This window comes from Alteromonas gilva, assembly GCF_028595265.1.
In the GTDB taxonomy this organism is placed as follows: domain Bacteria; phylum Pseudomonadota; class Gammaproteobacteria; order Enterobacterales; family Alteromonadaceae; genus Alteromonas; species Alteromonas gilva.
In genome coordinates this window covers 1,271,014-1,287,932 of sequence record NZ_JAQQXP010000001.1, presented here as the reverse complement: position 1 = coordinate 1,287,932, position 16,919 = coordinate 1,271,014, and the positions used below count along the sequence as shown (strand labels likewise).

Here is a 16,919-nt window from a genome sequence, read left to right as displayed (position 1 = left end):
GATTAAAGAATGTTGAAGCTTAAACATGCCCTGGCAATGTCGGTTGTACTGATGAGTACTCCTGCATGCCAGGCAGAAAATGCGACACCGGCCGCAAAAACAGACTCGGCAGCGTCTGCCGCTGCGATCTCTGATTCGGCCGATTTAATATTCACCAACGGTCACTTTTATACCACCGATGGTTGGGCGAAATCGATTGCGGTTGATGATGGCGTTATCGTCGCGATCAGCAAAACGGAAAACTTAACGGACCTGAAATCGAGTACTACCAAAGTTATCGATCTCGCAGGGGACACTGTATTTCCGGGCCTGCATGATATGCATATCCATGCGATGGGATCCGGCCAAAAAGCGCAAAGCTGCTCATGGCCGCAAGGCTCTTCAGCCGAAGTTGCTCTGGCAACCATAGGTGAGTGTGTCGCAAAAGCTGAAAAAGGCGAATGGGTGCAAGGCGGTCAGTGGGATTCAGCCTCTTTTGGCCAAAAGCCAAGTCGTCAAATGCTCGATAAACTAGCTCCTGACAATCCTGTCGCGCTAACGGATATCAGCTACCACAGTCTGTGGGTTAACTCAAAAGCATTAGAGCTGGCGGGAATTACTGCAGAAACAAAAACCCCGGAAGGCGGCGTTATCGAAAAAGATGAAAATGGCCAACCCACCGGAATCTTAAGAGAAACGGCCACAGGCTTAGTACGAATGGTTATCCCGCCTCCCAGCGAAGAAGACAAAGCTGAAGCGTTAAAATGGGCTATCGATCTGATTTCTTCTTATGGTATCACCGGTTTTACCGACGCAGGCGTGAGTGAAAATGAATTAGTTACATTTACAACGTTGGCAGATCGAGGCGACTTAAAGCTAAGAGTAAGAGCGTGTCAGTGGGGACGCGGCCTTGTGGGTGTCGACAGTGACGAAGAACTTGATGATGCACTGGCTAAAATGCGTGTTAATCGCAACAAATTTGCTCGCGATAACATCAAGCCTGATTGCATTAAACTCGCGTTAGACGGCGTACCTACGGATGGTCATACTGCCGCCATGCTCGAGCCTTACCAGGGCGCGCATAATGACGCAGGCCATGGCGATAAAGGGATCACCATGATCCCACAGGAAAAACTGAATCGTATTTTGGTTAAAGCAGACAACAGTGGCTTTACCGTGAAAATGCATGCTGCTGGCGACGCAGCGGTAAGAAGTGCAATGGACGGTATCGCGGCAACACGCAAGGCAAATGGTTTTAGTGGGAACCTGCACGACATCGCCCATAATAGCTTTGTAAATATGGACGATATTAACCGTGCTCGCGACATCGCCGCAACGTTTGAAATGTCACCTTACATCTGGTTCCCGAACCCGATAATTCCTGACATTGAAAAGGCTGTGGGTAAAGAACGCATGAAGCGTTGGACGCCGGTTAAAGACGCCATTGATGCAGGGGCATTGGTTGTGCCTGGCTCTGACTGGGCAGTGGTTCCATCAGTAAACCCCTGGTTAGGCATTGAAACACTGGTTACCCGACAAAAGCCTGGTGGTGGTGGCGAAATGCTGGGTGCGGTGGAACGTATCACACTAAAACAGGCCATCGACTTATACACGGTGAATGCCGCAAAACAGATGGGCACTCGCGATAAAACCGGGGCTATTGCAGTAGGCATGCTCGCTGATATTATCGTATTGGATCGCAACCCGTTTGATATTCCTATCTATGATGTTCACAACACGCAGGTAAAAATGTCGTTTATTGGTGGCGAGAAAATCTACCAGCAATAAACTGAGGATCGCGCACTGGGCAATGCTTGTTGCCCAGTCTTGCGTTGCCGGTCGCCTGTTGCTGACCGGCTAAAACTGCAATAGCGAATAACGGGTTATAAATCATTTTACATAAAAAAGCGTGCAAAAATAATACAAACCCTGATGCCGCAGTAGAAAACACCAATGTTTAATTTACTTTTGCTAATGATAGTATCGCACTTTTCGTGCTTAACCCCCCTCCTGCAGTATGCGTAAAAAGGAAGCTAATATGCGAGCAATACAACTTTTCGGTACACTTTTATTATTGATTATAGTGCGCTCTGTCAGCGCACAGGAAAATCCGAATCGGGACGATCGTTTTGACACCCGTTTTGTTTATGAGTCGCGGGTTACTATAGATATGAACCGCGCTACAGTGGGGCCGAGTAAGTATGGTGAGCGGGGGATTATATGGATCACCGGCGGTGACGTAAAAGGACCGAAGATTAACGCCGAAGTGTTATCCGGCGGCGGTGACTGGCAACTGGGCCGTCCCGATGGCAGTCAGGAGCTTAAAGCACGCTATGCGATAAAAACCACTGATGGGCATGTTATTTTGGTGCATAACAGCGCTATTATCGCCCCCCGCCCTACACCGGATAATCCTAAAAACGAGTATGCACGCAGCGTGTTAAACTTTGAGGCGCCACTCGGCAGCCCTTACGAATGGATGAACAATGCCATTTTTTTAGGGACTGTGGAGCCTGCCCCAAATTTCGAGGACGACCCGGCGGTCATTATACGGGTGTGGGAATTACTCTAACGGCGCCCTGATACAACACCAGGGTGGCTCCACGTTATTTTAAGGCGCCGGCTTTACCGCTTTACAGGGGCTGCCCACGGCAATCATGCCCGGTGCAATATCCTGAGTAACCAGGCTTCCAGCCCCAATCACGCAACCATCGCCAATGGTAACGCCCGGCAAAATGGTCACATTGCCGCCAATCCAGACATCGTTACCGATTGTGATAGGTTCAGCAAAACCAATATGCTCGGCGCGCTCTGCGGCATTTAAGGGGTGATGAGCGGTATAAAAAGAGGTATTGGGGCCAATAAACACCCTGCTGCCAATGGTTACCGGGCAACAATCGAGCACGGTCCAGTTAAAGTTGATAAACACATCACTGCCCATTTTAATGTTCATGCCGTAGTCGATGCGAATGGGCTTTTCAATGTGAACATTGTCGCCCATCTCACCAAACAGGTCTTTCAGGTATGCAGTACGCTGCACCACCTCGCGTGGCCCCAGGGCGTTAATTTTATCGGTGAGATCGCGGGTTTTATAGCGCGTTTCAACCAGATCCGGATCGTTAATGCAGTACTTTTCACCGGTTACCATTTTTTGATATGCGTTCACTTTTTACACTCCGTTCGTTTTGATGCTCGCCAATTGTGCTGGCTATGCGCTGCATTCATTAATCTGCTCAGCGTACAGGCTGTTGCTGCAAATATTAACCCCTACCTGCGATTGGACTTAGCACCCTTTAACTAAAAAGCCCGCTGATACGCAGCCTTGTTTATTCGATGTGCTTGCGAAAAAAGTGCCAGGCATGTGCTACAGCGGCCGCGCCACCGACAATATTCGCTAACACAACAGACCAAAACACCGCTTCAACGGTTGATAACGCCGCGGCAAGCCAGGCCAGTGGTGCCAGCCAGATAAACGTGCGGTGCAGGTTGTAAACCAGGGCTGGTATGGGCCTGTCGATAGCATTAAACGCCGCTGCGGCAATAATCACGCAGCCGTACCCCACCAGGCTAAATGGCACAATATGCAGGTACTGACAGGCAATGGTGATCACCTGCTGGTCGCTGGAGAAAAGCCCCGCCAGCGGCGCAGCAAACAGCCAGAACAACACTGCCAGCAACAATGACCATAACAGTGAAAAGATAAAACTGGCTTTAAGGGCCTGCGCTGAGCGATGTTTTAAATCGGCGCCCCAGTTCTGCCCCACAACAGGCCCGATAGAGGCAGACAGGGCTAACATGGGGATCACAGCAAACGCCTGCATGCGTGAGGCCACATTAAATCCTGCTACCTGCTCCTGACCAATCAAGGCGATGGCAGCGGTGATAATCGCCACGCCCACCGGATTAACCATGTTACCGCCTGCCGCCGGAATACCTATTCTGGCAATACTGGCCCAGGAACTGAGCAGGCTTGCAGCTGAGGGCAAGCTGTAGCTGAGCATGCGTTCGCGGTACATTAAAATCAGTAGCGATGCCAGTAAGGTTAAACTTCTGGCGCCCACCGATGCCCAGGCGGCACCGGCAAATCCGAGTTCGGGAAAAAGCCATAGCCCTTGTATTAACAGAGGATCGAGGATCCCATTAATAACAGCGGCAATAATCATAATGACACTGGGATAAAAACTGTCGCCGTTGGCTCTGATAATACTGTTGGCCAGCATCGGAATCACCAGCAACACCATACTGGGATACCACACCATCATATAGGATGAAATCAGCGGAATAAGACCTTGGCTGGCGCCGAGCAGCAAAAATAACGGCTCGATAGTGAGCATGCCAAGCCCGGATGCCAGCATTACCACCGCCAGCCCCAAACACAAGGCGTCGGTGGTCAGTCGCTTTACCTGATGCTGATCGCCGGCGCCAATCACCCTGGAAATCACCGACGCGGCGCCAGCCCCTAAGCCAATCGCCAGGCTGGTCAGGGTTAACATCACAGGAAACACAAAGCCCAGTGCCGCCAGCGCCTGTGTGCCGAGTTGCCCAACAAAGTAGGTGTCGATCAGGCCAATGGACATGACCGCAACGATTCCCCACACCATGGGTACTGTCATTCTGACCAACTGACCGAGTATGGTCCCGGATGTCAGGTCACGCTGCTGTGTTGATGATGCCATTTAAAAGCGCCTGCTACTGCTGATACCCTATAGCCTTACGTCGAATACGCCGGAAAGGATTTGAATAGCAAGCCGCCAGTCTTACCGCCTTTTGCAAAACCGCGCACAAATTACGCTGCGCTTTAACGCAAAAAACGCCACACTATAATGGTGGCGTCAGGCAAGATCACTGGCCGGAAAGGGGCGTTATACCCCTCACATTATTGGTTTGCCAGTTCGTTTCTTAATATCGCAGCGCCGGCACTTAAGGCGCGCAGCTTAGCGTCGGCCACCTGGCGAGGTAACGGCGCCATACCGCAGTTGGTCGACGGATACAGCTTATCCGCATCGACAAACTTTAATACTTTACGCAGGGTATCGGCGATTTCTTCAGCGGTCTCGATAGTATGAGAAGCCACGTCAATAGCCCCTACCATGACCTTTTTACCACGGATGAGCTCAATGAGATCCATGGGTACCTTTGAGTTATGACACTCCAGCGACACAATATCAATCACCGAGCGTTGCAGTTTTGGAAACACATCTTCATATTGTCGCCACTCTTCACCGAGGGTCTTTTTCCAGTCGGTATTGGCTTTTATGCCGTAGCCATAGCAAATGTGCACGGCGGTTTCGCACTTGAGACCTTCGGCGGCTTTTTCCAGTGCAGCAATTCCCCAGTCGTTCACCTCGTCAAAAAACACATTAAAGGCTGGCTCATCAAACTGAATGATATCAACCCCGGCAGCTTCAAGTTCTTTGGCTTCCTGGTTGAGAATTTTGGCAAATTCCCAGGCCAGCTTTTCGCGACTTTTGTAGTGGTCGTCGTACAGGGTGTCGATCATGGTCATCGGCCCCGGCAGTGCCCACTTAATCGGCTGTTTTGTAAGCTGACGCAAATATTTGGCATCGTCGACAAAGACCGATTTGGGCCGGGTAACGGCATCGACTACCACCGGCACGCTGGCATCGTAACGGTTACGAATTTTAACCGTTTTGCGCTGGGTAAAATCAACCCCGTTTAAGTGTTCGATAAAGGTTGTCACAAAATGCTGGCGGGTTTGCTCGCCGTCACTAATGATATCGATACCGGCCTGTTGCTGAGCCTGTAATGACAAACGCAGCGCGTCCTGTTTGCCCTCTATGAGTTCGTCACCGCTTAATTTCCAGGGCGACCACAGGGTTTCAGGTTCGGCAAGCCAGGCTGGTTTAGGCAAGCTACCGGCGATGGATGTAGGCAAAGTTGTGTTCATATTAAGTCATGCTTTTTAGTTGGTGTAATTACAATGTACGGCTGGCAGACCACTGCTCAAGGGTGGTTTGGTACGGTTTAATAAAGTGTTCTTCAACAAATTTACCTTGCTTAACCGCCAAATGACTGCGCTCCTCACGGTCGTACTGTATTTGTGTAAGAGAATGATCCGGGTGTTTTAAATTAGGTTGATAACGCTTTCCCGCTGGTGCATTGGCATTATAAATTTCCGGCCGGTAAATTTTTTGGAACGTTTCCATGGTGCTGATAGTGCTAATGAGTTCAAGATGCGTGTAATCATTGAGCAGATCGCCAAAGAAATAAAACGCCAGCGGAGCCACGCTGTTAGGCGGCATAAAATAACGCACTTGCAGACCCATCTTTTGAAAATACTGCTCGGTTAGCGACGATTCATTGGGCTGATATTCCACCCCCAGAATCGGGTGCTGGTTTTCGGTACGATGATAAATTTTGTTTTCTGACACGCTCAGACAGATCACCGGCGGTTTTTCAAAATGCGTCTTATACACTTCAGAATTCACGAAATGCTTAAAAATTTTGCCGTGGAGCTCACCAAAGGTATCCGGGATGCTAAATTGTGACTGGTTTTTATTATGCGCTGGCAACACCACGCTAAAATCGTAATCGCGCACATAGGACGAAAAGTTATTGCCCACAATACCAGCAATGCGCTTACCGGTTTTGCGGTCAAAAATATTCGTTTTCAGCACTTCGATAGTAGGAAACGACTCACCGTTGCCTGCCACATCGATTTCCACTGAAATAATTTCCAGTTCCACCTCATAGCGATCACCGTGAACATTATCCCAGTGCGCCAGGGCATTAAATCGGTTATTCACCATTTTTAAGGTATTACGCAGGTTCTCGCGACGCATCTCTCCTCTGGCCAGGTTGGCAAAGTTAGTGGTAATGCGGGTATTGTCTGATGGATAGTAATTTTCATCAAAACAAACGCTCTTAATCGTAAATGTAACGTCTTTATTCATGGTGTTTTCGCATTCTATTTTGTGAGATAAAACCGGGATGTGTGCCCTACTCTTACTGGTTTTTTTAAGCCTCAGCCTGACCAGGCAAACTGTTGCCTTAACCACGGTTATGAGCACAGGAAGAGTTATACGCGAACATTCACATGAACAAAAATGACTTATTTGCATTAATTCATGAACTTTAATCATGCATTCATTTTGGAAGCCCTTTCACTGCCGCTATGAGGCCGTGAAAGTATAAGTCAACAGCGTAACAGAGGGCGTGATACACGTGTGTGAAGGCGCTTGCATAAGTACCTGTGTAGGAAGGTGCTTAATGGTAGAATGCAAACAACGCATAAGATCAGTTTCGCTTCACCGCCGGTTTGATACGATATCCGCGGTGACACCAATCGCCAGCGACACTACGTAACCAGTGCCGGCAGGCACCGCATTTTTATGTTTACCAGCCATCTGTAAGAGCTACCTATCAGGGCGCACCAGGGTTATTACCGGCGCCTTAAAGCTCATTGCCAGGGAATGAATACGCCAATGACATCACAGCACACGTCGACATTACACAGCTTGTTTGGGTTTTCGTCTTTTCGTACCGGTCAGCAAGAGGTTGTCGATAGCTTATTAAATCAGCGTTCTGCACTGGCCATATTCCCCACAGGTTCGGGCAAGTCGTTGTGTTACCAGTTTGTGGCAACCCAATTGCCCCATTTAACCCTGGTTGTGTCACCACTGTTAGCCTTAATGAAAGATCAGCTCGCTTTTTTACATAGCAAAGGCATCGCGGCTGCCAGCATCGACTCAACGCTAACGCCCGAGCAAAACAAGCAGGTTATGAGCGATATACGTTCGGGACAGTGCAAAATTTTGATGGTGTCGGTAGAGCGGTTTAAAAACGAGCGTTTCAGACAGTTTATCGCCTCAGTTGAAGTTTCCATGCTGGTAATAGACGAGGCCCACTGTATATCTGAGTGGGGACACAACTTTCGGCCCGATTACTTAAAACTACCCGCTTATCAGCAAGACTTAAACATTCCTTTAGTGCTGCTGTTAACCGCCACAGCGACCAAACAAGTGAAACAGGACATGGCACGCCGCTTTGCCATAGCCGACGAGGATATAGTGCAAACCGGTTTTTACCGGCCTAATTTAAACCTTAACGTTCTGCCGGTCAGCGAGGCGCAAAAAAATCAGGCGCTGTTGCAAACATTATCCGCGCAATCGGGCGCTGGTATTGTGTACGTTACGTTGCAGCACACCGCTGAACAAGTGGCGCGTTACTTACAACAAAACGGTTTTGCCGCCAGTGCCTATCATGCCGGGTTAGACGGTGAGTTACGGCAAACCATTCAGCAAGACTTTATGCAAAACCGCCTGCAAGTGGTGGTCGCCACCATTGCTTTTGGCATGGGCATCGACAAATCGGATATTCGTTTTGTGGTGCATTACGATTTGCCCAAATCCATTGAAAATTACAGCCAGGAAATAGGTCGTGGCGGCCGTGATGGTGAGCCCGCTAACTGTACGGTGTTAGCCAACCTGGATGGCCTGGTGACCATTGAGAATTTTGTTTACGGCGACACCCCTGACCTGCCCTCGATTCAAAAGGTACTTAGCGATATTGCCTCTCACAGTGCAGATAACGCAGATACCAGTCCTTACAGGTGGGAAACCCAACTCAATAGCTTATCAACCTTAAGTAATATTCGTCAGCTACCGTTAAAAACCCTATTGGTGCAATTGGAATTAGCCAGGGTAATACGCCCGCTATTTTCGTATTTTGCCGAATACAAATACCGCTTTATTACGGATAAAACGGCTATCTTAGGCCAGTTTTCTGCAGAGCGCAGGGATTTTCTCAACGCGGTATTTACCCATACCGACATGAAAAAAACCTGGGGTCAGGTAAATTTTGACAGCATTTTTGAGCACTACGGCGCAGAGCGCGCCCGAGTGTTAAAAGCACTGGAGTATTTACACGCCCAGCAGCACATTGAAGTAGTCACCCGGTTAATGACCGACGTATACGAGGTTAACCCACCAGCGCTACGCGCGCCGGACCTCCCGCAAACACTGGCCCGGTATTTTGCCGATAACGAGCACAAAGAAGTAAAGCGTATTGCTGCTCTGGTCCGCTTTTTTGAGCTGGATAGCTGTTTAAACTTTAATTTATCGGCCTATTTTGATGATACGCAAGCGCCACAACAATGCGGCCATTGCAGCGTTTGCCAGGGCAAAGTCGCCAGACTTAGCTATTCCAGCCCGATCCCGATGCCCGATAGCAACGGGGTTTCAACCGCAATGAAGGCGCTAAACGCGCATCTGAAAGATAAGTATGACGGGCCACTCACTGAGTCGATGTATTGCCGTTTTTTAACCGCAATGGCCATGCCTCTGTTTGCGCGACTCAAAATAAAGCAAGTCACCGGTTATGGAAGCTGCGAACACTGTCGCTATGCCGACGTAAAAGCCATGGTGAAATCATTAATGCCGGCGCAGAGTTAGCGCCTTACCTGGCGCACGAGGCAAAGCCAGTCATTACACCTCCCACGGGCGTTTAAGTAGGCATTGGGTTAGGGGGTAATACACCGGCGGTAACGGCGCTCAATACAGATATAGGCAGCTACTGCAAAGCCGCCAAGCATGCACGCAATCAGATCAGACACGCTGAAAACGCCGAGCCCCGTTAAGAGTTGGAGAAGCTCATACAAACAGGCACCAATGGTCACATACAGCGCTGCCAGCAGATGCCTCGACGTTTTTTCATACAGTGACAAAACAAAGTACGCCGCAATGGTACTAAAAAAACTTACGCCAGAGTCAGCGATGCCAAAGTCCTGAAGGTGCTCACGGTAAATGTAAGGGCGATACAGCAACTCAATAGCAATACATAGCAGTACACTACAACCCCCTATTGGGAGTGCAAAGGCACTTGTGTATGGCTGCTTACCTCCCGCGCCCGCCCAAGATTGTGACACACTTAACGTCTGCCACGCTGCATATTACCGCCGGTAGATTCGCGTGGTTCTGCATTTTTGAGGTGTTGGTAGGCTGCCTTAACGCCGTCATAAATTAAACCGCCAACCAATGCACCACCGATAAATACCAGCGAAGGATTTGCTCCGCTCCCGGCGTCTGGTTTATGTTCACTGAAATTTGTCACTGGTTTGGCGACTTTTTAATTTGTCAGGCTCTCAGCATGCCAAAAATAGCAAAAACCTTAAACTGAACTTCCGAACAGCTCCACTCTCTCCGAACAGCATGCTGATAACGCACAGCGACAGCGATTATTGCCGACTACCCACAAGAGCGGCGAATAATCACCTTATCGTTCTGAAGCAAGTTATCTATCCCCGACAGCGTAGCATCATCATTAAATAAAATAGGATCATGGGCAGACTCAACACCGACCCAGGCGTTTTTACCGGCCGATTTGGCAGCATAAAGACAACTGTCAGCCACTGCCATCAGCGACTTTAAACTGATCTGATTACTATTGGCCTGGAGGACCGGCGGAAAACACACATAGCCAATAGAGCAGGTTTGTCTGAGCGTGTCGCTGGCGCAAATCATGAATTCTTGCTTATTAATTATCTCCAGCATTCTTTGCGCCAGTAGCGCAGCTTCTTCTCTGTTGATAAAGCGCGCCACGGCAACAAACTCCTCGCCCCCCCAACGCACTAAATAATCAGACTGACGAAACACCTGACTCATACGTTGGGCAAGCTGTGTGAGTATGGTATCGCCGACGTTGTGCCCATAGGAGTCGTTTACCTCTTTAAAGTCGTCCAAATCGATAATAAACAAGGCAATATCTGCTTCGGTCGGCTTACCTGTTTTACCGCTATGCCAGTCGTAATAAAGTCGCAGGGCTCTTTCTAAATCTGGTTCTACATGGTTTTCTAAAAAGCGGCGGTTATGCAAACCGGTAAGCTTATCGGTAAGACTGATGGCTTCGACTTCACGATACGCTGCTGAGAGCTGCTGGTTTTTAACCTCCAGTTCCTGGGTGCGCTGCGCGACTTTTTGCTCAAGCTGACGATTAACCTGACGCTGCATAAAACGGCCGTAGAGTAACAAAACCAGCAACAATACACAGATCACCGCAATTGCAGCGGTCATCCATAAAATGCGTGACGTATGCTCCAGTGCCTGCTCTTTTTCGAGTAATTCGATTTGATGGGCTCGTCGCACAAATTCTGCCTGAGCTTGCACTTTAGCAATGCCCTCAACACGCACGTCATTTAAACGCTGATCGTCGAGCTGCTTTTGTCTTTGTAACGCCTCAAACGCCTGCTGCAACGAGTTGTTGGCTAAATGTACTTTAACTCGCAGGGCTTCAAAGTCTGACTCATGGGCAAGCTCTTTATTTTGTTTGGCTTGCTCAAGCCCGGCGGCAATATAAGTCAAAGCGGAGGGGTAGTTTTTTTGCCGGTAATCAAGCTCGGCGGCAACCTCATAGGCGTCAACCAACAAACTGCGATAGTTGTGTTCGATTGCGCGCTCAATCACGCCATCAATTAACGTTTTGGCGGCCTCAAGGTTACCACTGTCCATTTCTAATTGAGCGAGCGACGATAAGGCCCAGTCGGTATCTCGTGGCGTTTGAATTTTACGAAACAGTTCCAACGCTTTGAGAATGTGGGTACGCGCCCGCTCGTGTTGCCCCATGGTATTGAGTAAATACCCTATTTTGTTGTGGCTGTAAGCGATATTTTTTTGATCGCCTGACGCAATATCCAGTTGCAGGGCATCCTCAAAGTAAATTAGTGCCGTATCCAGATCGCCCATCACCCGGCGCAGGTCGCCAATATTATACAGCGCGCTGGCAACCCCAGGCATATCATTGAGTTGTGTATTCAGCTCCAACGCTTTCTGGTGGGCCTGCAGCGCTTCTTCGTAATAGCCCATTTTTTCCAGTATAACGCCAATGCTGTTATGCGCCGAACTGATGGCGTCTAAGTCGTCTAACTGCTGAAAAATCTGCATCGACAAGTACACGTATTGCAATGCCATGGAGTAGTTTGACTGATAGCGATAGGTTAACCCCATTTGGCGATATGCCTGCCCTAAGCCCTTTTGGTCATTAACACTCTGATACAGCTCAATTGCCTGCGCCAGTTTGCTCTGCGCGTCACTATAGCGGTTGCGTTCCATGGCGTTTCGCGCTTGCTGAAATAAGGCCTGCGCCTCAAGACCGGCATCACCTTGTTCTTGTGCAAGGGTAACGAAACGCGTTGCCAGTTCATCGGCACCTTGCATATCGCCGGCGCTGCGTGCTTTTGCTATCTGCTCAGGCAAATCACTCGCTGGCTTTGGCTCTGCTGAGGCGGGTGACGCCATGAATATCGACAAGGAAATCACAAGCCACCAGCGCCTGAAACCACATGACATGACAAACCCTCAACTACACGGTATGGATAATCGCATCACTATACACGCTCTTTTAATGGTGTGAACAATAACTGCTCTCCCACACAGGCGATTTTCGTTTTGTGTTATTGGTTAAATTAATGTGAGAGGCTGGAAAGTTGAAGTACCGGCAAAATTTTTGACCTGGCTGTGAGTCATTTAGCTTTTTCCTGGCCGAAAAAACAGCTGGCGCCAGGATTGTTTGTGCGGCCTAGCACAGAGCGCCTGCTGGTGCGGAGCGAAACACCAGGCTTAAATGGCAAAAGGCGCGTTCCGTGCGGTTCGCGCCTTGTCTTTGCCATTCAGTGCGCCGTGATTAACTGCTAATGACTGTGTTGCAGTTTTATTAAGCGACCGCCTTCCTTGTCTTCCAGCACATAGATGTTACCCATACTGTCCTGCTCCACTTCGCGAACCCGTTTACCCCACTCGTAGCGTTCCGCCTCTGTCACGTTCCACTTGCCATCGTCGTCCTTGTTAAAGGCCACACGGACCAGGGCTTTGGATGACAAGCCACCGATAAAGCCATTGCCTGCCCAGTCACTGAATAAATCACCCTTATAGATGATAAAACCAGCAGGGCTTATGGCGGGTACCCAGGCCAGTTCCGGCGATTTAAACACAGGGTAATCTTCATGATTAGGAATTTTTACGCCCGAATAATGATCTCCCTGCGACACCATGGGATAGCCGTAGTTGCGGCCTCGCTCAATGATGTTCAGCTCATCACCATGACGCGGCCCCATTTCATGCGACCACAGATTACCCTGCTCATCAAAATCAATGCCCAGCGGATTACGATGGCCAAGCGTCCATATTTGCGCAGTAACACTGCCGTTGCCATAAAAAGGGTTATCTTTGGGTACGCTACCATCGGCGTTTAAGCGCACGATTTTACCCAGGTTCATCGCCATGTTTTGCGCTGGCGTAAATTTTTGTCGCTCTCCGGACGTAATGAACAAATAACCATCAGGCGAAAACACCATCCGATGCGAATAATGCCCGTTGCCGGTCACTTTGGGCGATTGACGCCAAATGATTTCCCGATTCGATAAGCTTGCAGCGCTATTGGTAATGTTGAGGGTGGCGCGCTCAATCACGGCGCCACTGAACGCATCGTCTTTGGGGTCGCGTTCAATGTAGGAGATATAAATGGTGTTGTTCGTGGCAAACTCCGGATGAACTATGACATCACCCAGTCCGCCTTGCCCCCGGGCAGTTACATCAGGCACATTAGAAACAGTAAAACGTTTTTGCTGATCCGCATCGAGTAACCACAAAGTGCCGGCCTTTTCGGTTACCAAACTATGACCATCGGGTAAAAATGTCATTGCCCAGGGGTGGTCGAACGATGACTTAACATGGCCAACGAGCGACGTCCCCTCACTGCCCTTCATTTCAACCTGAGCAGACGAGCCAAACTGTGCAGCAGCAACGAATGAGGCCGCTAACAGCGTAACAAGCAATGCTATTTTTTGTCGTATGATTCTTTTTTGCATAATGGGGGTACCTACCTTATTCAGTGTTCGCGTTTTTAGTTCACGCAATAAAAACCACACCCCTAAGTACTGCGGTATGGCGTGCAACTAATCAGTAAATGTTGGTACGGCATTTTTTGCGGTTAGGCTCACCTTGCGAAGATTTCCGCTACATCATCGCCTTCACAGTGTGAGCCTGGTAGGTGTGTTGAATATTGGCATTCTGTATTTCTTTACTCAGATTGAGCAGGCCACTTGTATCGCTATTATTGTTTTTTATAAAACACATAATAGTTAATTACTGCGGTTTCTAATTTAACGGCAAACACCAGCAATAAAGTCGGCCAGGCCAGCCTGTCTTGCATAGATAAGGCCGCAATGACCGCTATAAATACTGCGTTAGAAAGCCATATGAGTATTTTAGGGTTCATTCGCCTTCACCGTTCATCTGTATTAGCGTTGTTGTACAATTCTCAATGCCATACCAGCAACAACAAACACAGCCAGTAACACCAGAGCGTATACGTATTCCTGGGCTATAAATAAACTGATAACGGTCAGCAAAGACAGCGAATAAAAAAGGTAAGGATTAAATTTTGCTGGTTTCAGGTAAGGTAACACCAGCATGGCACATAACATTAATCCAACCCCTATCCCAATTAACACTGGTATCATAGCTATTCCATCCCGTGCTGCGCTAACCGTCAAAGCCCCATACATCACCGCCGGTTAAACCTGAACCTACCAATGTTCCTCCAAAATACGATATACCGGTTGCCAACGCGGCACCTATTACCCCTACTGGCGTAGCAGCGATCGCTACCGCTAGCGTAACTGCGCCAACGCCGGCAGCCACTTCTCCCCAATCAGCCTCGCCACCACTGATAACTAAGAGCTCTCTTTCTGTTAAGTTTTGCATTTACTCTCTCCATTTCTTTCACCGTAGAGATTTTATCTTAGCGACGGCAGAAAAAATAAACACTGTACCTGAAGCCAGAATTATCTGGTGGGGTATTGGCGGTTCTATAAAGAGGCTTTTAGTCGTTAGAACGGCGTAATCACGCAGCCTGAGCACGTTGCCTGGCAACTGACTCGATCTGCCCCACCTTTAACAAGACAGGGCTAGAGGGTTTAAAAGCTGCGCACTTTGTAACGCGTTAGGGGGTAACATCTTCGGGCGGGGCGATTTCACGCACATCCACGGTCATGCTTTTAGGGGGCACGGCGGGGCCAAACTGAGTAAAGGTGGCCACATCAGAGGCATCATGACCAAAGGCAATCGCTACGCGCGCACCGCTTGAGTCGGGCTGGGTGGCATCAAAGGTGTACCAGCGCCCACCCACGTAGGCCTCGAACCACGCGTGCATATCCATTGGGGTTAGTCCGTGTAAGTACCCCACCACCATTCTGGCAGGAATACACAGGCTACGACACATTGCGATGCCCAAATGCGCCAGCTCCCGACATACGCCTTCGCGTGACTGATTAACTTCTGTGGCAGACAACTGAAAGTACATGGAGTCGGGATTAAAGCGCACGTGGGTTCGAATCCAGTTTTCTATCGCCGCAACCTGCTCGTACCCCGGCACGCAACCGGTAACGATACTGTGGGCCATTTCAACAAAACGATCCGATTCACAATACCGCGAGGGTAACAGGTAGCCCAGTACTTCATTAGGTAAGGTTTCTACATCGTTAAAACCTGCCCAGCGGTCGCCTATGGGCGCTGGTGAGGTTAACACTGTTGCAGACGTACTCACCGAAAACGTGCCAACCGGCGCCACCAGCCGCTGGCAGGCATTGCCAAAACTGTCGGTGTATTCGGTAACGGGCACATTCGGCGTAATGGTATAGGCTTGCTTGGCCACCCACTGGCTTAAGTCATTCCGAGGCCGCAACATCAAAATAAACGGGGTAGGTATTGTTATATCAAAGGTAAGATTGCACTCTGTTCTTAACCACATACCCAGATTATTTCCTTGTAGGTCGCTTGCTAAGCCGCCTTAAAATAGCGACTCAGCGATAATGTATTAACAGTATCAGCGTTTAGATGACACAACTAGCGGTTTGTATTACCCGCTGTTATTGTGTTGTTCGCCGACACCGGGCTGTTTTGCGTGTTTTGTTGATTCGGCGCTACCGTTGGCGAATGCTGTGCAGGCAGGTTATTTTGCGCCGCATGCATTAAACTCGTTGCCGGTGTTGATTGATGTTGCGCTAAGGATGGACTGTTTTGTGGTTCCTCTGCCACCTCTGAGGCAGGTGCTGCAGCTTGCCCAACAGGCGTACCCAACGGCTTATCAGACTCATTGGCACGCATTACCTTGGTATTGTCATCAAACCCTTCGGGCGCTGGCAAACCGTCAAACAAGGTTGTTAGGCCCTCACGCCATGACGTACTGATATGCGAAAAATACGCGTCATCTTCGGTAATGTGATACTGGCTGTTAAACTCAAAATGGTTGGGTTTTACACTCACCAAATCGATAGGTAACCCCACTGAGATGTTACTACGCACTGTAGAATCGAGCGACACCAGGGCACATTTTATGGCATTAACCAGCGTGGTTTCGGGCTGCATAAACCGGTCGAGCACCGGTTTGCCGTATTTGGTTTCACCAATTTGAAAAAACGGCGTTTCTTCGGTGGCTTCAATAAAGTTGCCTTCAGAATAAATCAGGAACAACCGCTGGGGCTCTCCCGCCACCTGGCCACCCACAATGAAATTTACGCCCATATCCACCTTGGTCTGATCCAGATAAGCGGCGGTCTCTTTTCTGACTTCACGCAGGCATTCGCCAAACAGGGTGGCAACATCAAATAAGGTTTTAGCATTCCAGATATTGGCCACATCCGGATCGCTAGCGCGCTGCTCAATGAGATTCACCACACTTTGTGTAATTGATAGGTTGCCCGATGTTAAGGTTACAATTACACGATCGGTGCCATTATTATAGGTGCGCATTTTTTTGAAAGAGGCGATTTGATCCACACCGGCATTCGTTCTGGAGTCAGAAGCGAAGACCATGCCTTCATTCATTTTTAGCGCCAAACAATAAGTCATAGGTTATCTCACAACAAGGAGCTAAAAAGCATAAACTACATTCCTGTTCACTACAACACAAGCCGGTTTTACCCGAGC

General features: G+C 49.1%; 16 protein-coding genes. 3 read left to right on the top strand and 13 right to left on the bottom strand.

From position 1 onward, the window contains the following. Positions 1-9: 9 nt before the first annotated feature. Positions 10-1,767, top strand: coding sequence for an amidohydrolase (locus OIK42_RS05675; RefSeq protein WP_273639007.1), 1,758 nt, complete (start codon positions 10-12; stop codon positions 1,765-1,767). Between the two features lie 250 nt (positions 1,768-2,017). Next, a complete protein-coding gene (locus OIK42_RS05670) occupies positions 2,018-2,551 on the top strand; it encodes a DUF3237 domain-containing protein (RefSeq protein ID WP_273639006.1) in 534 nt (177 codons plus the stop codon). 39 nt (positions 2,552-2,590) lie between these two features. Here the strand turns inward: OIK42_RS05670 and OIK42_RS05665 are convergent, their stop codons facing one another. From OIK42_RS05665 to OIK42_RS05650, 4 genes are all read right to left on the bottom strand, one after another. Further along, positions 2,591-3,145 carry a sugar O-acetyltransferase gene (locus tag OIK42_RS05665; RefSeq protein ID WP_273639005.1) on the bottom strand — a complete coding sequence of 185 codons (555 nt, stop codon included), beginning with the start codon at positions 3,143-3,145 and terminating at the stop codon, positions 2,591-2,593. Positions 3,146-3,305: 160 nt separating this feature from the next. Beyond that, positions 3,306-4,655 (bottom strand): MATE family efflux transporter, encoded by a 1,350-nt coding sequence (locus OIK42_RS05660; protein ID WP_273639004.1) that lies wholly within the window; start codon positions 4,653-4,655, stop codon positions 3,306-3,308. Between the two features lie 200 nt (positions 4,656-4,855). Then, positions 4,856-5,887 carry a methionine synthase gene (locus OIK42_RS05655; protein WP_273639003.1) on the bottom strand — a complete coding sequence of 344 codons (1,032 nt, stop codon included), beginning with the start codon at positions 5,885-5,887 and terminating at the stop codon, positions 4,856-4,858. A 28-nt stretch (positions 5,888-5,915) separates the two neighbouring features. Continuing rightward, complete coding sequence (locus tag OIK42_RS05650) at positions 5,916-6,893, bottom strand: DUF1852 domain-containing protein (RefSeq protein ID WP_273639002.1); 978 nt, start codon at positions 6,891-6,893, stop codon at positions 5,916-5,918. Positions 6,894-7,424: 531 nt separating this feature from the next. On the opposite strand from OIK42_RS05650, the gene OIK42_RS05645 reads away from it, so the two are divergent. Beyond that, a complete protein-coding gene (locus tag OIK42_RS05645) occupies positions 7,425-9,392 on the top strand; it encodes a RecQ family ATP-dependent DNA helicase (protein ID WP_273639001.1) in 1,968 nt (655 codons plus the stop codon). A gap of 68 nt (positions 9,393-9,460) precedes the next feature. Here OIK42_RS05645 and OIK42_RS05640 read toward each other — a convergent pair whose 3' ends face one another. From OIK42_RS05640 to OIK42_RS05600, 9 genes are all read right to left on the bottom strand, one after another. Then, positions 9,461-9,865 (bottom strand): VanZ family protein, encoded by a 405-nt coding sequence (locus tag OIK42_RS05640; protein ID WP_273639000.1) that lies wholly within the window; start codon positions 9,863-9,865, stop codon positions 9,461-9,463. Positions 9,866-9,867: 2 nt separating this feature from the next. Beyond that, a complete protein-coding gene (locus tag OIK42_RS05635; protein WP_273638999.1) occupies positions 9,868-10,050 on the bottom strand; it encodes a hypothetical protein in 183 nt (60 codons plus the stop codon). A gap of 134 nt (positions 10,051-10,184) precedes the next feature. Next, on the bottom strand, positions 10,185-12,281 hold the full coding sequence (locus OIK42_RS05630) for a diguanylate cyclase (RefSeq protein ID WP_273638998.1): 2,097 nt from the start codon (positions 12,279-12,281) through the stop codon (positions 10,185-10,187). Between the two features lie 341 nt (positions 12,282-12,622). Next, positions 12,623-13,798 (bottom strand): PQQ-dependent sugar dehydrogenase, encoded by a 1,176-nt coding sequence (locus tag OIK42_RS05625; protein ID WP_273638997.1) that lies wholly within the window; start codon positions 13,796-13,798, stop codon positions 12,623-12,625. Between the two features lie 245 nt (positions 13,799-14,043). Continuing rightward, positions 14,044-14,208: a hypothetical protein gene (locus tag OIK42_RS05620; RefSeq protein ID WP_273638996.1), complete on the bottom strand. Its 165-nt coding sequence runs from the start codon at positions 14,206-14,208 to the stop codon at positions 14,044-14,046. Positions 14,209-14,230: 22 nt separating this feature from the next. Further along, entirely contained in the window at positions 14,231-14,452 is a 222-nt protein-coding gene (locus OIK42_RS05615) for a hypothetical protein (protein WP_273638995.1), read from the bottom strand. A gap of 22 nt (positions 14,453-14,474) precedes the next feature. Then, on the bottom strand, positions 14,475-14,696 hold the full coding sequence (locus tag OIK42_RS05610; RefSeq protein WP_273638994.1) for a hypothetical protein: 222 nt from the start codon (positions 14,694-14,696) through the stop codon (positions 14,475-14,477). A 238-nt stretch (positions 14,697-14,934) separates the two neighbouring features. Next, entirely contained in the window at positions 14,935-15,741 is an 807-nt protein-coding gene (locus OIK42_RS05605; protein ID WP_273638993.1) for a transglutaminase domain-containing protein, read from the bottom strand. Between the two features lie 95 nt (positions 15,742-15,836). After that, positions 15,837-16,841 (bottom strand): proteasome-type protease, encoded by a 1,005-nt coding sequence (locus OIK42_RS05600; RefSeq protein ID WP_273638992.1) that lies wholly within the window; start codon positions 16,839-16,841, stop codon positions 15,837-15,839. Positions 16,842-16,919 lie beyond the last annotated feature (78 nt).

Excerpts from the sequence above, each read along its gene's own strand:
- OIK42_RS05675 (WP_273639007.1), top strand. The coding sequence starts at position 10 with ATGTTGAAGCTTAAACATGCCCTGGCAATGTCGGTTGTACTGATGAGT.
- OIK42_RS05670 (WP_273639006.1), top strand. The coding sequence starts at position 2,018 with ATGCGAGCAATACAACTTTTCGGTACACTTTTATTATTGATTATAGTG.
- OIK42_RS05660 (WP_273639004.1), bottom strand. The coding sequence starts at position 4,655 with ATGGCATCATCAACACAGCAGCGTGACCTGACATCCGGGACCATACTC.
- OIK42_RS05655 (WP_273639003.1), bottom strand. The coding sequence starts at position 5,887 with ATGAACACAACTTTGCCTACATCCATCGCCGGTAGCTTGCCTAAACCA.
- OIK42_RS05650 (WP_273639002.1), bottom strand. The coding sequence starts at position 6,893 with ATGAATAAAGACGTTACATTTACGATTAAGAGCGTTTGTTTTGATGAA.
- OIK42_RS05645 (WP_273639001.1), top strand. The coding sequence starts at position 7,425 with ATGACATCACAGCACACGTCGACATTACACAGCTTGTTTGGGTTTTCG.
- OIK42_RS05630 (WP_273638998.1), bottom strand. The coding sequence starts at position 12,281 with ATGTCATGTGGTTTCAGGCGCTGGTGGCTTGTGATTTCCTTGTCGATA.
- OIK42_RS05625 (WP_273638997.1), bottom strand. The coding sequence starts at position 13,798 with ATGCAAAAAAGAATCATACGACAAAAAATAGCATTGCTTGTTACGCTG.
- OIK42_RS05620 (WP_273638996.1), bottom strand. The coding sequence starts at position 14,208 with ATGAACCCTAAAATACTCATATGGCTTTCTAACGCAGTATTTATAGCG.
- OIK42_RS05615 (WP_273638995.1), bottom strand. The coding sequence starts at position 14,452 with ATGATACCAGTGTTAATTGGGATAGGGGTTGGATTAATGTTATGTGCC.
- OIK42_RS05610 (WP_273638994.1), bottom strand. The coding sequence starts at position 14,696 with ATGCAAAACTTAACAGAAAGAGAGCTCTTAGTTATCAGTGGTGGCGAG.
- OIK42_RS05605 (WP_273638993.1), bottom strand. The coding sequence starts at position 15,741 with ATGTGGTTAAGAACAGAGTGCAATCTTACCTTTGATATAACAATACCT.
- OIK42_RS05600 (WP_273638992.1), bottom strand. The coding sequence starts at position 16,841 with ATGACTTATTGTTTGGCGCTAAAAATGAATGAAGGCATGGTCTTCGCT.